2 protein-coding genes are annotated in these 2,770 nt (G+C 31.5%); both read left to right on the top strand.

Annotated elements, in window-relative coordinates; translation table 11 throughout:
- Nucleotides 1-519 precede the first annotated feature (519 nt).
- Nucleotides 520-2,115, top strand: a complete 1,596-nt coding sequence (locus ACTNDN_RS24585) for an NlpC/P60 family protein (RefSeq protein WP_441132554.1) — start codon at nucleotides 520-522, stop codon at nucleotides 2,113-2,115.
- 21 nt (nucleotides 2,116-2,136) lie between these two features.
- Nucleotides 2,137-2,337, top strand: a complete 201-nt coding sequence (locus ACTNDN_RS24580; RefSeq protein WP_441132552.1) for a DUF2187 family protein — start codon at nucleotides 2,137-2,139, stop codon at nucleotides 2,335-2,337.
- Nucleotides 2,338-2,770: the final 433 nt, after the last annotated feature.

Raw genomic sequence — 2,770 nt, 5'->3', positions numbered from 1 at the left:
GTTGAATAAGCAAATATTATAAAATGGAACTTCCGTAAATTAGGAGGTTTCGTTTTATAAGAAATATCAACATTAAACTTTAACAGAGCCATTAAAAAAAAAATTGAGAGTAAAGAATTAGCAGAATTAATTATAGAAAAAAGTAGTAGAGAAGAGAAAAAAACGCTTGTTGAGATGATAAACCGTATTCAAAAAAGAAATAGCTCGACAAAAGGGTATTTGGGGATCCTAGCAGTAGCTTTATCTACCAAAGAGTAATGTTTGAGAAAGTAATCACTTGATTTAACAAAGGTTTGATAGAGAGTGAGAAGTAAATGTGTATAGGAAAAGTACTTTTTGGTCTGAATATGGGCATTGTGCTAGCATTACCTCAATTAATCCTAATTTTAATTGATTATTTAAAGTGTTAATACATGAATATGTTGAACAAATTGAAAATTCAAATGGGATAACCCCAAGATTCATAGAGAGACATTCATTTCTATGTATTCTTGGGGTTATTTTTTGGGGAGGGTTAAAATGAGTAGTAAAATTAAAAGTATCACTTTTCTTTCTGCTATTGGGTTATCCATAGGGTTGATAAATGGACCAATCCATGTTGCTGCAAATGAGAGTGAAAAAGAAATAACAACGATTGATTCGATTGATGAATATAATAAAAATTTGAAAGAACAAATTGTAAAGATGGATAAGGCTATAAATATAACCCAAAATGAATTAGTTTTAAAAAAAAGGCAACTAAATCATTTAAAAACAGCAATAGACTTAAATAAAAAGCAGGTAAAAAAAGTTAAAGATGAACTGGCCGCGAAAGAACATGAATATCGAGAAAAAAAGAAAAGTTCGGTGAATGATCTACCCTTTCTTTCGGATAATTTGGCCGGGATAAATGAAGATATTATTATAAAGAAGAACGTAAAGAACTTTAATTTCGTAGAAGATTTGAACAGAGATTTTACGTATTTAATGGAAAAACAAACATTACTCAATGAATTTAGCGATTTGAATGAACAATTGCAACAACAACAGGAAGCTTCCAGTAAGTTAATAGATGCATTGAAGGAAAAAGAGGATACTTATAAAGAAGAAAAAGAAAAATTAGAATTTAAAAGCAAAACTTTATCAAAGGATAAAGAGATGATTGAAGCCGCTATTACTAATGAAAATGCCAGGGTAAATGGAGAACGATTTGAAAGTGATTTTTACCAAAAAAGCATTACATCATCTAAAGAGGTACCAGAAGAATATATGCCATATTATCTTTATGGTGAACAGACCTATAACATACCATGGTATTACTTAGCGGCTATACATGCTGTAGAAACCTCCTTTTCTACTCATGTTTCCATGGAATCCAGTGTTGGAGCCATAGGACCTATGCAATTTATGCCTTCTTCATGGGTAGGATCTAAGTACGATATTGGTGGAGGATTAGTAGCTGAAGATATAGACATCACCGATTTAGAAACCATAAAAAGAGGAAACGGGTTTGGAATTGATGCTAATAATGATGGAAAAGCAGACCCGTGGAATCCAGCGGACAGCATTGCAAGCGCAGCGTATTACTTAGCTTCTCATGGATTTGAAAATAACAAAGAGAAGGCAATATGGGCCTATAACCATGCAGATTGGTATGTTGATAAAGTTATAAAGTTAGCAGAGAGCTTTAAGTTCCAAAAGGACATATCTACAATCGATCTAAATATTAATAATAATAGTGGGATTGATGTTACAACAGTAGGATATAAGTGGATAAATAATTCTTATTACGTATTTGGAGGAGGAAGGAGCAAAGAGGATATAAGTAGAGGGTATTTTGATTGTTCTAGCTTTGTTCATTGGGCATTTGAACAAGTTGGAGTAACCTTAGGCAATAGAACCGGAGTGACAACAGACACTCTTAAAGAAATGGGGAATGCGGTTAATTATGAAGCTGCTAAACCAGGAGATCTCGTATTCTTTGATACTTATAAAAAAGATGGGCATGTTGGGATTTATTTAGGAGAAGGGAAATTCATCGGCGCCCAAAGCTCTACCGGAGTTGCAATTGCAGATATGTCTAATGGCTATTGGAATCAAAAGTTTAATGGAAGAGTTAAAAGAATTTCCCATTAATTATATGAGGAGGAATGGGAAATGGATGATAAAAAAATCAGAGCGAAAATAGATGATGTGATTATCTTTTTGAGAGCAAACCAAGAGGTGACAGGAGTAGTAACCTTAGTTAAGGAAAATTCAGTTATTGTTCAGTTATCTTCTTATGATACAAATTTTCTTCAATATGAAAGTAATTTAACAGTGGTTAACCATAAGAATTACACTGTACTAGCAAATTAATCTATACAACAGCTGAACCTAAAGTCTTTCTAAAAAGGATACTTTAGGTTCATTTTAGTTTCGAAATAAAGTAGATATATTTATAAAGACTAAGTGATGATTTAAGTCACGATGTTTTTAAGAACGTTGAATGCTTTTTTACTAAGAAATTTAACATAGTTATTAAAGGAGAATCCATTTTTTTAATCTTTATTCAAAATGGATTTTTTATATGAGGTCTTTAATACAAGAATCTTCTACAATCGGATACAATTAAAATTGTGAATTTCACTCTAAGTTAAGAGCTACTGAACGTTATTTATATTTATATTAAAAAATTGATAAATATGGTATTATAAGTAAAGGCTGTTTTCGTAAAGTTTGTGGTTTTTTGGACAAGGTTAAGGAAATACTGAATATTACAGGTAAATCGACATAATTGAGGAAAATTGTG

Origin of the sequence: Niallia sp. HCP3S3_B10, assembly GCF_052064465.1 — a bacterium.
Lineage (GTDB): Bacteria > Bacillota > Bacilli > Bacillales > Cytobacillaceae > Niallia > Niallia hominis.
This window is presented reverse-complemented; position numbering and strand designations above follow the sequence as displayed.

Bases quoted from the DNA above. Each gene is read 5' to 3' on its own strand.
- ACTNDN_RS24585 (WP_441132554.1), top strand. From the start codon at position 520: ATGAGTAGTAAAATTAAAAGTATCACTTTTCTTTCTGCTATTGGGTTA.
- ACTNDN_RS24580 (WP_441132552.1), top strand. From the start codon at position 2,137: ATGGATGATAAAAAAATCAGAGCGAAAATAGATGATGTGATTATCTTT.